The sequence below is a fragment of the Bradyrhizobium sp. SZCCHNRI3052 genome, assembly GCF_032484895.1.
Lineage (GTDB): Bacteria > Pseudomonadota > Alphaproteobacteria > Rhizobiales > Xanthobacteraceae > Bradyrhizobium.
Window position 1 is genome coordinate 155,040 of sequence record NZ_JAUETW010000014.1, and the last position, 13,173, is coordinate 168,212.

Here is a 13,173-nt window from a genome sequence, read left to right on the forward strand (position 1 = left end):
CCTTCAGCGCGCCAGCCAATCGGCCACGAGCTTCTGCGCATCGGCGCGCGCCTCGGGATCCGAGCCGACATGGCCGCGCTCGGGCGCCCCGGCGTCGGATCCCGCGACCTGATGCAGCGGCAGGTTCACACGATCGAAATCGTGATAGGCGCCGGGATAGATGACGATGCGGGTCAGCGCGCTGCGGCCGCGCGCGCCATCGATCATCTGCCGGCACGCGGGCGGCGAATAGACGTCGTCCAGGCCGCCGATCAGCACCAATGTCGGAACGCGCGTGCTCCAGCCGAGGCCGGACGAGGCGCGGCAATCCGGATAGAACGCCACCGCCGAGCGAAAATCCGGCGAGACATGCTCGGGCAATTGCGGGCGCACCGCCCACAACAGCGCGCTCGCGCCGGCCGCCCAGCCGACCAGGCTGACCCGGTCGGGCATCGCCCAGGCTTGCTCGGCCAACCATTTCTGCGCGATCACGATGTCGGCGACACGCTCGCGCCGGCCGCTGATACGACGCTCCTTGACGCGGCATTGCGGGCCCAGCCCGCGCGAGCCGTAGCTGTCCGGCAGCAGGACGGCCTTGCCGTCCCTGACGAGTTCCTCGGCCCAGTCGCGATAGCGCGGCAGCACCGGCTCCGAGCGGCCGGAAAGCCCGCCGCAGCCGTGGAGCGCGACGACGACCGGAAATGGGCCGGCCCCCTTCGGCCGGTAGAGCTGGGCGTGCAGCACATAGCTTCCCGAGGGGATCTCGACCGCGACGGGCGCTGGCAACGGCTCTGCCAAGGCTGGAAACGCCGTGGCGCAGAGCAGTGAGACGACGATGGCGACGAGGGAGCGCATCAAACCAGCCGGGCGGGACAAGCGGCGGATATCGCAATCTAGCTAGCACGGAGTTTCGAGCAGAAGCATCACAAATCAGTGGGTTTGCGCGGGGGGACAGCGTCCCCCATCTATGCTAGGAAATCATCGAAATTCGGCCTGTCGTGTGCGCGCGGCGCCCGCGTAGGGGGACTTCACGTCAAGGAATTGGAGATCGCGGACGTGCTCAACAAGTTTGGTCCCTCGGGCCAGGGCGAGGCGCAGGTGCAGTATCTGGATGGCGATTTCCGGGTGATCTCACCGGGAAGCTATGTGCGCTGCGCGGTCACCGATGTGCGGATTCCGCTGGACGAGCTGAAGTATTGGAGTGTCGATCTGCAGGAAGCCTACGCCCTGCCGAGCGCCGTGCTGCAGCGGCATTATCCGGGCGCGTTGAAGGCCAACGGCTGATCTTTGCGCTTCGCTGACAGCCGTTGCACAACCAGCGCGCGCAACGCGGCGAGATCGTCGAACTGCAGTGTGACCGGGAATGCCATGACATCGGGCGCGGCCTCGTGGCCGCGGAACCGCACGAGATCCTTTTCCGTGGTCACCAGGGCAAATCCATCACGCCTGGCTTCGTTGGCGAGGGCCACGACGTCGCCCGCCGTGAACGGGTGGTGATCCGGAAAGGCACGCTCGCGCCTGACGTCGAGACCAGCGCCGCGAAGGGTGCGGAAGAAGCGGGCGGGGTCGCCGATCCCGGCAAACGCCAGCAACGGCCTGCCCCGCAGCGCCGCAACGATCTGCGGATCTGGCTGCAACGCGGCTGAAAACACCGGCTTGCCGGCCGACAACACATGTGAGGCGACCGCCTCGCTGGCTCGGCCGCTGCCGATCACGACCAATGCGTCGGTGCGCGCCAGTTGCGGCGGCAGCGGCGCGCGCAATGGTCCGGCGGGAAACACCTCGGCATTGCCGAGGCCGCGCGCGCCGTCGATCACGATCAGCGCGAGATCCTTCGTGATCGACGGATTCTGGAAGCCATCGTCCATCAGGATGACGGTGGCGCCTTGCGCCTTGACGAGACCGATGCCGTCGGCGCGATTGCGCGCCACGACGACCGGCACCCGCGCGGCCATCATCAGCGGCTCGTCGCCGACATCGGCAGCCTCATGGACCGCAGGATCGACGACGACGGGACCGCCCAGCCGGCCGCCATAGCCACGGCTCAGCACCACCGGCCGCTCGCCGAGGTCACGCAGAATATCCGTCAGCGCCAGCACGGTCGGCGTCTTGCCGGCTCCGCCGACGTGGAAATTACCGACGCAGATCACCGGCAGGCCGGCATCGACGCCGCCTTGCGCCATCCGACGTGCGGCAACGGCGCCGTAGAGTGTCGAGAGCGGAGACAGCAGACGCGATTGCCAGGAGGCCGGCCGATGCCAGAAGGCCGGCTCACGCATCGCCGGCGGCCCCCATCTCGAGCCTGACCTGCAACAGATACGGCTCGAGCGCTGACAGCGTCCGCTCCAGCGCGCCACCGAGCTGATCGACCACCCGCGTTCCTGCCGCAACCAGGCTGTTGCCGGCTGCGGGATCAGCGAGCAGTTGCCGGAGTTGGCGGATCAGCGCCTCCTGATCGTGGGCGAGCCTGGCTCCCCCGGCTTTGTCCAGCGACTCATAGACGTCGGTGAAGTTGAACACGTGCGGCCCGTGCACGATGGCCGCACCCAGCTTGACGGCCTCGATCGGATTCTGGCCGCCATGCTCGACCAGCGAGCCGCCCATGAACACGACCGGCGCCAGCCGGTAGAACAGGCCGAGCTCACCCATCGTGTCGGCGACGTAGATGTCGGTGCCGGCGAGCGGCTGGTCCTCCCGCGACCGCAAGGCGCCCCGCAGGCCGGCACTTGCGACGAGCTCGGCGACCGCCGGGCCACGATGCGGATGGCGCGGCACGATCACGGTGAGCAGCGACGGATAGGACACCGACAAGGCCCTGTGGGCCGCAATCAGGATCTCGTCCTCGCCGGGATGCGTGGAGGCGGCGACGACGACCGGACGGCCGCGCGTCATCGCCGTGAGCCGATCGAGCTTCGCCGGATCGGCGGGCGGCGCCGGCACGTCGAGCTTGAGATTGCCGGTGGTGATGACGTTGCGCGCGCCGAGCGCGGCGAACCGGTCGGCATCCGCCTGCGACTGCGTCAGGAAGAGATCAAAGCGTCCGAGCAAGGCGGAGATGGTGCCGGACATGCGGCGCCAGCGCGGGAACGAGCGCGGCGACATGCGGCCGTTGATCACCACCATCGGCACCCGCCGCGAGGCGCCGGCGAGGATGAGATTCGGCCAGAGGTCCGACTCGATGAACAGCCCGAGCGAGGGACGCCAATGATCGAGAAACCGCTCCACGAAGCGCGGCGTGTCATAGGGCACGTATTGGTGGATCACGTCGGGCGGGAAGCGCTTGGCCACGATGGCGGCCGACGTCACGGTGCCGGACGTGATGAGGATGCGGATGTTGAGCTCACGCAGCCGCTCGATCAGCGCCGCCGCCGCCAGCACCTCGCCGACGCTGGCACCGTGAATCCAGACCAGCGGACCCAGCGGGCGCGTGTCATGGCTCAGGCCGCGCCGCTCGTCGGTCCGCTCGGGATCCTCCTTGCCGTGCTTGAGCCGCTGTCTGATCAGTGCCGGCGCAAGCGGCACCGCCGCCGAGGACAACCCGCGGTAGACACGCAGGGCCATCGGCAGCGGGCTAGGCACTCGATGCTCCCGACGCGACCGGCGGAGGACAGGCCTCGGGACGGCCGACGATCTCATAGGCGCGGCGCATGCATTCGTTCAGCGTCGCCTCGAGGTCGAGACGTGCCTCTTCCATCATCGCGGCGTCGGCATCGCGCGGCACGTTGATTTCCTTGATTCCCACCAATGCGCCGCGGCCGAATGGCAAATTGATGGTGGTGCTGTCCCAGTTCTTCAGGCGGATGAAGCGGCTCGTGACCATTGCGAACGGCATGATCGGACGTCCTGATTCGCGCGCGAGCATGATGATGCCGAGACCCGCAATCCGCGCCCGCTTCGGCACATCGGCGGTCGATGCAACATTATAGTTGTCTTCGAGCGCCCGCACCATCTCCTTGAACGCCCCCACCCCGCCTTTCCGGTGGAAGGAGGAGCCATGATCGCCGGAGCCGCGGATGGTTCCGATGCCGAGCCGCTCGGCGGCGATCGCGTTGAACTCGCCGTCGCGATGCCGGGAGATCAGCACCTTGGCGCGATAGCTCGGCTTGTTCTTGATGAAGGGGGTCAGCAGATGCTGGCCGTGCCAGAACGCGAAGATCGCCGGCATCTGCGGCTCGACGATGTCGTAGACCTCCGGCGGCTCATAGGTGAAGCGGTTGGTCAGCCACACCAACCGCAGGTACTCGGCCGCGAGGAACCCGACGGCACGCTGGAACCAGCCGCTACGCAGCGTATTACGGATCAGATGTTTCAAGTCGCGAGCTTTGCGTCTTACTTCGCATCCTGACCGGGATCGAGCAGCCGGTGCAGGTGAACGATGAAATAGCGCATGTGGGCGTTGTCGACCGTCATCTGCGCCTTGGCTCGCCAGGCGGCGTGGGCCGCCGCGTAGTTCGGATAGACGCCGACGATATCGACCTTGTCGAGATCCTTGAATTCGTTCTTGTCGAGATTGATGAGCTCGCCGCCGATCACGAGGTGAAGGAGCTGCTGCGAGGCGCTATCTGTCATCGGTATCGTTTCCTAGTCAACGCCTTGCAGGCGACGTGGAGGGGGCGATCCAGGGCGATCAGTCCGGCGGTAACCTGCGATACTGCGCGACGATGTCGGCATGTCGGTCGCGGCCCGCTGCCACCAGCACCCCGTGCACCACCTCCGGACGATTATAGAGGATCGCCTCGCCGGACAACGCGGTCATTTTACCCCCCGCTTCCTGCACGATCAAATGAGCCGCCGCAAGATCCCAATCGCGGCTTTGCCCGCCTGCAAAAGCGGCATCGAGCCCGCCATGCGCGACACGGCAAAGGCGCAGCGCCAATGATCCGATTCGCGGATGGAGTTCAATCCGCGCAGAATCCGGAGCCAGCCGCTCAACCAACGGTTTTGGACCGGCCACGCGCGAGAATTCGAGCTCTCGTCCGGGCGCCACCCGAACCGGCTGTTCGTTCAACGTGGTGCCGCTACCGCGGGCGGCGAAGAAGAACTCCTCGCTGACCGGGACATGCACGGCGGCGAGTATCGGCGCACCGTGCTCGACCAGCGCAACGCTCACGCACCAATCGTTGCGGCCGCCGAGATAGGACCGCGTGCCGTCGATCGGATCGACGATCCAGACCCGTGACCGGCCGAGTCTTTCCCGATCATCCGCGCTTTCCTCGGACAGCCAGCCGTAATCCGGCGTTGCGGATCGCAGCCTGCGTTCGAGCAGTGCATTGACCGCCATGTCGGCTTCGGAGACGGGCGACGACGCCCCCTTGGTCCATTTGCGCAGCTCCGTTCCGAACATCGAACGTGCGAGCTCGCCGGCTTCGCGGACCGCCTCCTTCAGGAGCCTGGCGTCTGCCGCGAGGCTGGTCTCGTTCGGTTTCTCGATCTCATCGTCCGCCAAGCGTCAATCCTTCGATGCGCACCGTCGGCGCATTGACGCCATAGCGGAATTCCAGATCGCTGGCGGGCGTCATCGACTTGAATATCTCGAACAGATGCCCGGCGATCGTCACCTCGCTCACGGCATAGCCGATCTCGCCATTCTCGATCCAGAAGCCGGACGCGCCGCGGCTGTAGTCCCCGGTGACGCCGTTGACGCCCGAGCCGATCAGGTCGGTGACGTAGAAGCCCTGCTTGATGTCCGAGATCAGCTCCTTGGCTGTCACGACGCCGGCTTCGAGATGCAGATTGAACGGACCGGGCGAAGGCGACGACGACACGCCGCGATGGGCGTGGCCGGTCGTCACCATGCCGAGCTCGCGCGCGGTGCCCGAGTCCAGCAGCCACGTCGTCAGCACGCCGTCGTCGACCAGCGCGGTCTGCTTCACCTTCACGCCCTCGGCGTCGAACGGTTGCGACCGCAGTCCGCGCTTGCGCAGCGGATCATCGATGATGCGGATGCCCTTGGCGAAGAGCTGCGCGCCGAGCTTGTCCTTGAGGAAGCTGGTCTTGCGCGCGATCGAGGCGCCGTTGATGGCGCCGACCAGATGTCCGACCAGCGAGCCGGACACGCGGGGATCGAACACCACCGGCACCTGGCACGTCGCAACCTTGCGCGGATTGGCGCGCGCCACCGCGCGTTCGCCAGCGCTGCGCCCGACGGCCGCGGGCGCCAGCAGGTCGGCGCCGTGCGGAGCCGCCGTGTAGTCGTAGTCGCGCTCCATCCCGGTGCCTTCGCCGGAAATGGCGGTCGTCGAGATGCTCTGGCTCGAACGCAGATAGGCGCCGTGAAAACCGTCGCTCGTGACCAGCACCATGCCGCCGATGCCGGTCGAGGCCGACGCACCACCGGACTTCGTCACGCCCTTCACGCCGAGCGCGGCGGCCTCCGCCTCCTGGGCACGGCGCTCCAGCTCTGCGGTCGAGGGAATCTGCGGATCGAGCAGGTCGAGCTCGGGAATATCGCGCGCCAGCAGCGCCGGATCGGCGAGGCCGACATATTGGTCGTCAGGCGCCACCCGCGCCATCGCCACGGCCCGCTCGGCCAGCCGCGCCACACCGTCGCCGCTGACGTCGTTGGTCGACACCACGGCCTGGCGCTTGCCGACGAGAACGCGCAGGCCGACATCGTCGCCTTCCGAGCGCTCGGATTCCTCGACTCGCCCGTCACGGACCTCGACGCCTTGCGAGATGCCGCGCACCGCGATGGCATCGGCGGCATCGGCGCCGGCCTTCCTCGCGGCTTCCACCAGCCGCTCGGCGAGCGTTCGCAGGGCGGACTGGTCGAGCAGATCTGATTGGGCTGATGTCGACGATGAGGCTGGGGAAGAGGTCACGAACACGATCCGATCGATGTCAGGTGGGCGGCGAAGACGGCTCAATCCAAACGAAATGTGGCCTGTTCACGCCGACTTCAAGCAGGACGGCAGACGGCACATCGGATTGTCGGCAAATCGGCAAGGTCTCGTCAATCATGCGGGGCAAGCGCTTGTCAATCATGACGGTGAGAGGATCATGCGTGAGATCTGATTAACCAGGCTTGTTAAGCCGATACGGGCGATCCGCGTGGCAAGGTCACACGCATCGACCGGGAGCATAATCCCGGCGGGGAGACCAAGCCGTGAGGCGTCAAACAGCAACAGGCGGAAGCAATTCCGCTGGGTCGGGCCGCGTCCTGCGGCTCGACCCTCTTTCCCTACCCGTCTCGTACAGCGCGCACGATACCCGTGCCGATGGCGGGATCCGGCAGATCGAATTGCACCGGGAGCGCGTGGTCCTGCGGCGTGCCGTCAGCGGCATGCGCATGGCCCTGAACCTCCGCGTCAGCGACTTCCTCGGCATCGGCGTGCGCGAAATCGACGCCACGCAGGTGATGCTGGTGCTCGTCCACCGCGACCCCTCCCTGACCATCCCGCTCTGCGTCAGCGACGACCAGAACGAGATCGTTGCTGCGTGGGCGATGTGGAGCGAGACGTTCGCGCTGCCGCAGTTGCAGGACGCGCGCCGCGAGGCGACGCCGCGCCGCCGCCGCCGCAACGCGATCCGCTCGCGCCGCCCGCGCTTCCTGATGCGCCGCCGTGTCGGCTACCAGCTCAATCCGGCCTCGGTCCATCGCGGCGAGCGCGAGATCATCGCGCGCAACTGATCAGGTTGCGCGCAGCACGGCATCGACCAGCAGCGCTGCGAACAGCAGCAGCCCAGCATCGCGGTTCGACTTGAACACCCGCAGGCACAGCGCCGGATCGGCGATATCCAGACGCCAGATCTGCCAGCCGAGATGCGCGGCAAAACCCGCGAGCCCGAGCCACGCCGCGACATGCACATGGGCGGTCGCGAAGGCGGCCCCTATCAGCATCACGGCCAAACTGTAGAAGACGACCAGCGCCAGATGGGTGCGCTCGGCAAACAGGCGCGCGGTCGACTTGATGCCGATCAGCGCGTCATCCTCGGCGTCCTGATGCGCGTAGATCGTGTCATAGGCGATCACCCACGAGATCGACCCGGCGTAGAGCAGCAGCGCGGTTGCATCGATGCGGCCGAACGCAACCGCAAATCCCATCAGCGCGCCCCACGAGAAGGCGAGACCCAGCACGACCTGCGGCCACCAGGTGACACGCTTCATGAACGGATAGATCGCGACGATCAGCAACGAGGCGATGCCGGTGGCGATCGCGAACCGGTTGAACTGTAGCAGCACCACCAAGCCGATCAGGGCCTGCGCCACCAGGAAGGCGAGCGCCTGCTTCACGCCGACCTGTCCGGCCGGAATCGGTCGCGAACGGGTGCGCTCCACCTTGGCGTCGAGATCGCGGTCGGTGATGTCGTTCCAGGTGCAGCCGGCGCCACGCATGACGAACGCGCCGACGAAATAGAGCCCGATCCACGCCGGCAGCATGGACAGGTCCCCGCCGATCCCGGCCGCCAGAGCGGCCGACCACCAGCACGGCATCAGCAGCAGCCAGGATCCGATCGGGCGATCGAAGCGGGCGAGCCGCAGGTAAGGCCGGCTCCACACCGGCGCCAGCGTGTCGACCCAGTTGCCGGTCGCGTCAGCAACGCGGACGGCGGTCGTGCTCATCGGGTGAGAACGTTGCCAGTCATGGTGTCGAAGGCGGAACCGCCCTTCTTCGTCGTGTTGGCCTCAGGCAGCGCAGCCGACGAGCCCAGCACGTCGCTCAGGCTCGGAGCCGCGGGCCTTCCGGCCCCCGACTGCATCTGCGCCGCCACGGCACAGACCTTCTTTTCCAGCGCGTCGGTGTTCTTGTGACCGGCCTTCAGCTGATCGGAGATCTGCTGGGGAATGCCGCAGCTCGCCGCATGCGCCTCGACATATTTGATCATCTTCACTTCGGCCTTGCCGAAATTGGCGATCAGCTTGCAGGCCTCGTCAGGCGAGGCCTTGCGGTCGCTCGCGGCCTTGATCAGCTTGCCGCGACGCTCGGCTTCCTCGCGCAGCGGCATGAACTCCTTCATGCAGCTCTCCGGCGGGCCACCCTGCGGCGCGGCTCCCATCGGGGCCGGCTGGAAGCCGCCACCGCCACCGCCGCCGAACGCCGAGGCGCCTGGACTGGGGAACGGACTTGCCGGGGCTGCAGCCCGGGTCGGCGCCGCACCGTTGATGGGTGGAAACGGCGAATTGCTGGTCTGGGCCTGGCCAGGCATCGGCGCGGGAAACGAGCTCTGCGCGAAGACCTGCCCCGTGGAGAGCACCAGGGCGGCAACGGCGAGCGGCATGAAAGACTGGCGGACGATCAAGGCTGGTTCTCCGGCAAGACCAAGAATCCTCAACACTTCCGGATGAAAGCACGATCCGATCCGGGGCTTTTACGATTCTCGCCCGTCCAGCACAACCGCGGATTTGATCACATCCGCGGCGCAGAGACGCAGCCGGGTTCCAACCGGCGCGGAGGCCCAAAACGAGGCCCTTCCCGAACGTCGGAGCCCAAAAATCCGTTCACTCCGCGCCCTCGCCCACCTGGTCAAGCCGGAGTCGCCAGTTCGGCGGCCGGCGGGACGGTTCACGTCGCCGTGCACACCTTGCGCATCACGGCCAGGGTGTTTTCGTGATTCGCCTTCAGCTGATCGGTGATCTTGGCGGGGATTCCACATAGCGAGGCATGCGCGACCGCGTAGTCGATCATCTTGGTCTGGGCGAGCTCGTAGTCATGCACCAGCTGACAGGCCTCGCCGGGCGCAAAGCGCCGCTCGGTCGCCGCCTTGAGCAGCTTGGCCCGGCGGGCGGTCTCGTCCCGCAGCGGGGTGAACTCCTTCAGGCAGGTCTCGGGCGGGCGAAAGCCAGCCACGCCGGCACCGCCCGGAACCGCGGGGGCCGCCCGTTGCGGCGGCGCGGCGACCGCCTTGTCATCGGCCCGGGACGGCGCGGCGACCATCACCGCGATGATCGCGACCAGCGCCCAGATCGCAAGCGCCGAAGTCGAATGTCTCAAGATCAAGGCCGTTCTCCGCATCGAGGCTTACGGAATCGTCGGATGTCCGTCCCGGGGGACGACCGGCGCGATCGAAACGGTAAAATCTGTCGACAGCACGGCCGAAAGGCGCCATCGCCGATGTCCGATACAACACCACGTGACGGCCCTTCCGGCTTTGCGGCTGGCGCGTGGGTCCGGTAAGCAACGTCCATCATCGGCTCCGCTTCGCTCCATGCCCGCATACGACTTCAACGCCCCGCGCCTGTTCGTCGACGCGCCCCTGCAGGAGGGAGGCTCGGTCGCGCTCGACCGCAACCAGGGAAATTATCTCGGCAACGTCCTGCGCCTTGGCGCCGGCGATCACGTGCTGGCCTTCAACGGCCGCGACGGCGAATGGCGGGCCGTGATCGAGGGCCGCAAGCGGCCAGATGGCCTGACGATCCAGCAGCAGAGCCGGCCGCAGGATCACCTGCCGGACATCGCCTACGTCTTCGCACCGCTCAAGCACGCGCGGCTGGACTACATGGTGCAGAAGGCGGTCGAGATGGGCGCCGCGCGGCTGGAGCCGGTGATCACCCGTCGCACCCAGGTGTCGCGCGTGAATAGCGAGCGCATGCGCGCCAACGTGGTCGAGGCCGCCGAACAATGCGGCATCCTCAGCCTCGCCGACGTCAAGGACCCGGTGCCGCTGGAGCGCTTCCTCGCGCAGCGGCAACCCGAGCGGCTGCTGGTGTTCTGCGACGAGGCGGCCGAACTGGCCGATCCGCTGCAGGCCCTGCGCGGCGGCCAGAATGCGGCCGGCATCGACCTGCTGATCGGACCGGAGGGCGGTTTCGCCGACGATGAACGGACGCTGCTGCTGCGCCAGCCGCATGTGATCAGGTTGCCCCTGGGCCCACGCATCCTGCGCGCGGATACGGCCGGCGTTGCCGCCCTCGCCGTAATTCAGGCGACGCTCGGAGACTGGGCCGGAGCCCGCGGTTAAGGCATCCGACCAATTGTGGCGCGCCGCGGCCATTCCCAGTCGAAACCGTCAAACGGCCATGCTAAGGGGCAGCCGCCGCTTCCAGCGGGCGCCCAAGCCATTTTGGAACTCGAATCGACATGACCGGACCCGCTCCGACCGGACCCGCCGCGTGGGCGGACACGCTGCTGCAATCCTTCGCCCAGGCCGGCTATGAGCGGGCCGAGCCGGCGATCCTGCAGCCGGCCGAGCCGTTCCTCGACCTCTCCGGGGAGGACATCCGCAAGAGCCTCTATCTGACCAGCGACGCCGCTGGCGAAGAGCTGTGCCTGCGCCCCGACCTGACCATTCCCGTCGCCCGTGACTACCTCGCCTCGGCCCGCGCCGGGCAGCCGGCCGGCTTCAGCTACCTTGGTCCAGTATTTCGCTACCGCGAGGGCCGCCCGAGCGAGTTCCTGCAGGCCGGGATCGAATCGTTCGGCCGCCAGGACCGGCCCGCCGCCGATGCCGAGATGCTGGCGCTGGCGATCGAGGCGACCGCCGCCGCCGGCCTTGCCGCGGTGGATATCCGCACCGGCGACGTCGCGCTGTTCACGGCCTTGATCGACGCCCTCGATCTCTATCCGGTCTGGCGGCGGCGGCTGATCAAGGACTTCAACCGCAAGCGCACCCTGGCGCAGGACCTCGAGCGGCTGGCGATCGCCTCGGTGGCGCCGCGCAACGAGTATGAGGGCGTGCTCGCCGCTCTGGCCGGCTCCGACCGCAAGGCGGCGCTCGCTTTGGTCACCGACCTGATGTCGATTGCCGGCGCAACCGCCGTCGGCGGCCGCACGGTGGCGGAGATCGCCGACCGCTTCCTCGAGCAGTCCACCCTCAAGAGCGGGGCGCTGCCGCGTGACGCGCTGGACCGCATCAAGCGCTTCCTGGCCATCAGCGGCAGCCCGACCGAAGCCGTCCAGCAGCTTCGCGCCCTCGCCGCCGATGCCAAGCTCGACATCTCGGCCGCGATCGACGCGCTGGAGGCCCGCGCGGGCTTCATGGCCCAGCGCGGCATCGACATCGCCAAGGTGCGCTTCGCCACGTCGTTCGGCCGCGGCCTCGACTACTACACCGGTTTCGAGTTCGAGCTGCATCATCCTGACAATGGCGACGAGCCGCTGGTCGCCGGCGGCCGTTATGACGGCCTGCTGAGCCAGCTCGGCGCCGCCGAGTCGATTCCGGCCGTCGGCTTCTCGATCTGGATCGAGCGCCTGGCCCAGAGCAGCGCCGTGGGCAAGTCCCCGGTCGGGAGAGCATCATGAGCGGCCCCCTCGTCCTCGCCGTTCCCTCCAAGGGACGTCTGCAGGAGAATGCCGAAGCCTTCTTCGGCCGCGCCGGGCTGAACCTGTCCAAGCCCGGCGGCGCGCGCGACTATCGCGGCACCATCGCAGGTCTCGACAATGTCGAGATCGCCTATCTCTCTGCGAGTGAGATCGCCTCGCAACTGGCGCGCGGCAGCGTGCATCTCGGCGTCACCGGCGAGGATCTCGTGCGCGAGAGCATCACCGATGCCGACAAGCGCGTGCTGCTGATCGACACGCTCGGCTTCGGCGGCGCCAACGTCGTCGTCGCGGTGCCGCAGGCCTGGATCGACGTCCGGACCATGGCCGATCTCGACGACGTCACCACCGGTTTTCGCGCTCAGCACAATCGCCGGATGCGCGTCGCCACCAAGTACATCAACCTGACGCGCAGCTTCTTCGCCGCCCACGGCATCGTCGATTACCGCATCGTCGAGAGCGCCGGCGCCACCGAGGGCGCGCCCGCGGTCGGCACCGCCGAGCTGATCGTCGACATCACCAGCACCGGCTCGACGCTCGCCGCCAACGGGCTGAAGGTGCTGGACGACGGCGTGATCCTGCGCAGCCAGGCTAACCTGGTCGCCTCGCGCGACGCCGACTGGTCGGAGGGTCCGCGCGAGAGCGCCCGGATCATTCTCGACCACATCCATGCCCGCGCCCGCGCCAGCAAATACCGCGAGGTCCGCACCCGCTTCAAAGGGTGCGACGCAGCAATGCTGACCGAGGCGCACAACCGTTTCGGCGTCGTGGCGCCGTTCGGCGGCCCGACCTCGTCCGGCATGCTCACCCTGCACTGCCCGCCGGCGCAGATCTACGCGCTCGGCAGCTTTCTGCGCACGCATGGTGCCGAGACCGTCTCGGTCGCCTCGCTCGACTACGTGCTCGACCGCGAGAATCCGCTGTTTGCCCGCCTCGAGGCCTTCCTGCGATCATAAATCGCCGTTCATCGTAGCGACAGGTGAGCGCGACTACCATA

Annotated in this window: 15 protein-coding genes; 5 read left to right on the forward strand and 10 right to left on the reverse strand. The window is 67.5% G+C overall.

Going from position 1 to position 13,173, the window contains the following annotated elements:
- Nucleotides 1-3 precede the first annotated feature (3 nt).
- Nucleotides 4-834, reverse strand: coding sequence for a dienelactone hydrolase family protein (locus tag QW887_RS29400; RefSeq protein ID WP_315716686.1), 831 nt, complete (start codon nucleotides 832-834; stop codon nucleotides 4-6).
- A 201-nt stretch (nucleotides 835-1,035) separates the two neighbouring features.
- Between QW887_RS29400 and QW887_RS29405 the strand changes: the two genes are divergently transcribed.
- The gene (locus tag QW887_RS29405) at nucleotides 1,036-1,263 is read left to right on the forward strand and encodes a DUF2093 domain-containing protein (RefSeq protein ID WP_315716685.1); all 228 of its coding nucleotides are present in this window, start codon (nucleotides 1,036-1,038) and stop codon (nucleotides 1,261-1,263) included.
- Here the strand turns inward: QW887_RS29405 and lpxK are convergent.
- The 6 genes from lpxK to QW887_RS29435 are packed head-to-tail and all read right to left on the reverse strand — an operon-like array spanning nucleotide 1,233 to nucleotide 6,800.
- Nucleotides 1,233-2,258, reverse strand: a complete 1,026-nt coding sequence (gene lpxK / locus QW887_RS29410; protein ID WP_316168030.1) for a tetraacyldisaccharide 4'-kinase — start codon at nucleotides 2,256-2,258, stop codon at nucleotides 1,233-1,235. The two genes, QW887_RS29405 and lpxK, sit on opposite strands and share 31 nt — an antisense overlap.
- Nucleotides 2,251-3,558: a 3-deoxy-D-manno-octulosonic acid transferase gene (locus QW887_RS29415; RefSeq protein WP_316168031.1), complete on the reverse strand. Its 1,308-nt coding sequence runs from the start codon at nucleotides 3,556-3,558 to the stop codon at nucleotides 2,251-2,253. Before QW887_RS29415 ends, lpxK begins: the two co-directional genes overlap by 8 nt.
- The gene (locus QW887_RS29420) at nucleotides 3,551-4,291 is read right to left on the reverse strand and encodes a lysophospholipid acyltransferase family protein (protein WP_315716682.1); all 741 of its coding nucleotides are present in this window, start codon (nucleotides 4,289-4,291) and stop codon (nucleotides 3,551-3,553) included. Before QW887_RS29420 ends, QW887_RS29415 begins: the two co-directional genes overlap by 8 nt.
- Before the next feature lie 17 nt (nucleotides 4,292-4,308).
- A complete protein-coding gene (locus QW887_RS29425; RefSeq protein WP_009031572.1) occupies nucleotides 4,309-4,548 on the reverse strand; it encodes a DUF4170 domain-containing protein in 240 nt (79 codons plus the stop codon).
- A 58-nt stretch (nucleotides 4,549-4,606) separates the two neighbouring features.
- Nucleotides 4,607-5,410, reverse strand: coding sequence for a 3'(2'),5'-bisphosphate nucleotidase CysQ (locus QW887_RS29430; RefSeq protein ID WP_315753464.1), 804 nt, complete (start codon nucleotides 5,408-5,410; stop codon nucleotides 4,607-4,609).
- A gap of 1 nt (nucleotide 5,411) precedes the next feature.
- On the reverse strand, nucleotides 5,412-6,800 hold the full coding sequence (locus QW887_RS29435) for a TldD/PmbA family protein (RefSeq protein WP_409998678.1): 1,389 nt from the start codon (nucleotides 6,798-6,800) through the stop codon (nucleotides 5,412-5,414).
- 284 nt (nucleotides 6,801-7,084) lie between these two features.
- Here QW887_RS29435 and QW887_RS29440 point away from each other — a divergent pair, with 284 nt between their 5' ends.
- Nucleotides 7,085-7,609, forward strand: coding sequence for a DUF6101 family protein (locus tag QW887_RS29440; RefSeq protein ID WP_315753424.1), 525 nt, complete (start codon nucleotides 7,085-7,087; stop codon nucleotides 7,607-7,609).
- Here QW887_RS29440 and ubiA read toward each other — a convergent pair whose 3' ends face one another.
- The 3 genes from ubiA to QW887_RS29455 form a co-directional block, all read right to left on the reverse strand.
- Entirely contained in the window at nucleotides 7,610-8,542 is a 933-nt protein-coding gene (gene ubiA / locus QW887_RS29445) for a 4-hydroxybenzoate octaprenyltransferase (protein ID WP_315753422.1), read from the reverse strand.
- Nucleotides 8,539-9,216, reverse strand: coding sequence for a hypothetical protein (locus QW887_RS29450; RefSeq protein ID WP_409977977.1), 678 nt, complete (start codon nucleotides 9,214-9,216; stop codon nucleotides 8,539-8,541). The genes ubiA and QW887_RS29450 overlap by 4 nt, the downstream gene beginning before the upstream one ends.
- 266 nt (nucleotides 9,217-9,482) lie before the next feature.
- Entirely contained in the window at nucleotides 9,483-9,917 is a 435-nt protein-coding gene (locus QW887_RS29455; protein WP_315716677.1) for a hypothetical protein, read from the reverse strand.
- Between the two features lie 208 nt (nucleotides 9,918-10,125).
- Here QW887_RS29455 and QW887_RS29460 point away from each other — a divergent pair, with 208 nt between their 5' ends.
- The 3 genes from QW887_RS29460 to hisG all read left to right on the forward strand — a co-directional run bounded on the left by QW887_RS29460 (nucleotide 10,126) and on the right by hisG (nucleotide 13,132).
- Nucleotides 10,126-10,878 carry a 16S rRNA (uracil(1498)-N(3))-methyltransferase gene (locus QW887_RS29460; RefSeq protein WP_315716676.1) on the forward strand — a complete coding sequence of 251 codons (753 nt, stop codon included), beginning with the start codon at nucleotides 10,126-10,128 and terminating at the stop codon, nucleotides 10,876-10,878.
- A 119-nt stretch (nucleotides 10,879-10,997) separates the two neighbouring features.
- The gene (locus tag QW887_RS29465) at nucleotides 10,998-12,158 is read left to right on the forward strand and encodes an ATP phosphoribosyltransferase regulatory subunit (RefSeq protein WP_315716675.1); all 1,161 of its coding nucleotides are present in this window, start codon (nucleotides 10,998-11,000) and stop codon (nucleotides 12,156-12,158) included.
- Nucleotides 12,155-13,132, forward strand: coding sequence for an ATP phosphoribosyltransferase (gene hisG, locus QW887_RS29470; protein ID WP_315753420.1), 978 nt, complete (start codon nucleotides 12,155-12,157; stop codon nucleotides 13,130-13,132). The genes QW887_RS29465 and hisG overlap by 4 nt, the downstream gene beginning before the upstream one ends.
- Nucleotides 13,133-13,173: the final 41 nt, after the last annotated feature.

Coding starts and splice junctions, on each gene's coding strand:
- QW887_RS29400 (WP_315716686.1), bottom strand. CDS start 834: ATGCGCTCCCTCGTCGCCATCGTCGTCTCACTGCTCTGCGCCACGGCG.
- QW887_RS29460 (WP_315716676.1), top strand. CDS start 10,126: ATGCCCGCATACGACTTCAACGCCCCGCGCCTGTTCGTCGACGCGCCC.
- QW887_RS29465 (WP_315716675.1), top strand. CDS start 10,998: ATGACCGGACCCGCTCCGACCGGACCCGCCGCGTGGGCGGACACGCTG.
- hisG (WP_315753420.1), top strand. CDS start 12,155: ATGAGCGGCCCCCTCGTCCTCGCCGTTCCCTCCAAGGGACGTCTGCAG.
- ubiA (WP_315753422.1), bottom strand. CDS start 8,542: ATGAGCACGACCGCCGTCCGCGTTGCTGACGCGACCGGCAACTGGGTC.
- lpxK (WP_316168030.1), bottom strand. CDS start 2,258: ATGCGTGAGCCGGCCTTCTGGCATCGGCCGGCCTCCTGGCAATCGCGT.
- QW887_RS29425 (WP_009031572.1), bottom strand. CDS start 4,548: ATGACAGATAGCGCCTCGCAGCAGCTCCTTCACCTCGTGATCGGCGGC.